We start from the raw sequence: 1,433 nt of genomic DNA, 5'->3' as shown, positions 1-1,433 counted from the left end.
TAATGCCGATCAGTTAAGAATATTTTCCTGATCGGTTGACCGATCGTTTTAAGACTTCAAAATCCGATATCAGTCTCTGGTATCGGATTTTTTTTATGTCTTTGCTTACAAACCTCGATGATACATTTGCTCATGCAGAAGATTTGAATGCTATTAATAAACTGATGTCTTTAATTGACCCTGAGCTTCTTCAGCAAGCTTATGCTTTATCGGGGGTAGCGACCGTCAGACGTCGCCGCTTACCTTTGGATTCGGTCGTATTTACTATTGTTGGTATGAGTCTGTTTCGTAGTGATCCGGTCTGGGATATCGCGAATAAACTGGATATCTCGTTACCTGGTAAAAACAGGTTTGTTGCTCCCAGCGCAGTGGTGCAGGCCCGGCAGCGACTGGGCGAAGAAGCTGTCGGTCATGTCTTTAAGCTGATGGCACAGCGGGCATTTGGTGAGTATGCCTTTGAACAGTGGTGTGGTTTAAATGTACTGGCGGTTGATGGTGTGATGTTCCGTGCCCAGGATACCACTGAGAACCTTGCCGCATTCGGATGTGACCGGAATGTGATGGGCGATAACCCGTACCCGCAGGTACGCATGTGTAGTCTGATGGAAACGTCTAGCCACCTTCTTTTGGCCAGTGAATTTGACGGCCGTGATGTCGGAGAGATGTCTCTTGCAGAGCGGCTTATTCCTTCAGTCCCTGATAACTCTCTAACCCTCTTCGACAGAGGATATTACTCGCTGGGATTACTGCACCTGTGGATGACCAAAGGTGTTAATACGCACTGGATGCTGCCCGCCCGTAAAGATTTACAGTACATAGTGAAACATCAACTAAGAGAACATGATGCTGTAGTCACCCTCAAGACCTCGCCTCAGGCGCGGAAGAAGTTTGATGGTTTACCTGAAACCATCGAAGCGAGACTGACCAGCTACGAAGTAAACGGAAAGACCTACCGCGTGCTTAGTTCAATGGTCGATGCTATGCAGTTCCCCTACGAAGAGATTGCCGATGTGTACGTTCAACGCTGGGAAATAGAACTGGGCTTCAGGGAAATGAAACAGACGTTACATCAGGCAAAGCTGACGCTTCGCAGCAAGAAATCTGAGATGGTGCGTCAGGAACTGTGGGGACTATTACTCGCCTACAATCTGATTAGAGTGATGATGCTTGATGCCGTAAAAGATATGCCGGAGCTATCTCCCTCACGGCTTAGCTTCGGTCTATGCATGAGGCATATCATCGTTTTCTTCCTGACCACCATCCCAGACACAGTGACCAAACTGCCCGTCCACTATGAATACCTGATGGAATCGTTGAGGATGATGAAGTTACCTGACAAACGACCTGACAGGTATTATCCACGAGTTGTGAGGAAAAGACCGACTAAATACCCCACAAAGAAAAAAGCCAGTCAGCTTAACTGACTAGCATTA

At 47.2% G+C, this 1,433-nt stretch carries 1 protein-coding gene; it reads left to right on the top strand.

Annotated elements, in window-relative coordinates; genetic code table 11:
* The first annotated feature begins 95 nt into the window (after positions 1-95).
* On the top strand, positions 96-1,424 hold the full coding sequence (locus tag ACFI6J_RS21430) for an IS4 family transposase (RefSeq protein WP_061439181.1): 1,329 nt from the start codon (positions 96-98) through the stop codon (positions 1,422-1,424).
* Positions 1,425-1,433: the final 9 nt, after the last annotated feature.

It is taken from the genome of Alteromonas sp. G4i13 (genome assembly GCF_054960505.1).
Note: the sequence above shows the minus strand (reverse complement) of the source record. Positions and strands in the feature narration are given on the sequence as shown.

What these genes read in the sequence shown, in the direction of transcription:
- ACFI6J_RS21430 (WP_061439181.1), top strand. Translation starts at nt 96, where the DNA reads ATGTCTTTGCTTACAAACCTCGATGATACATTTGCTCATGCAGAAGAT.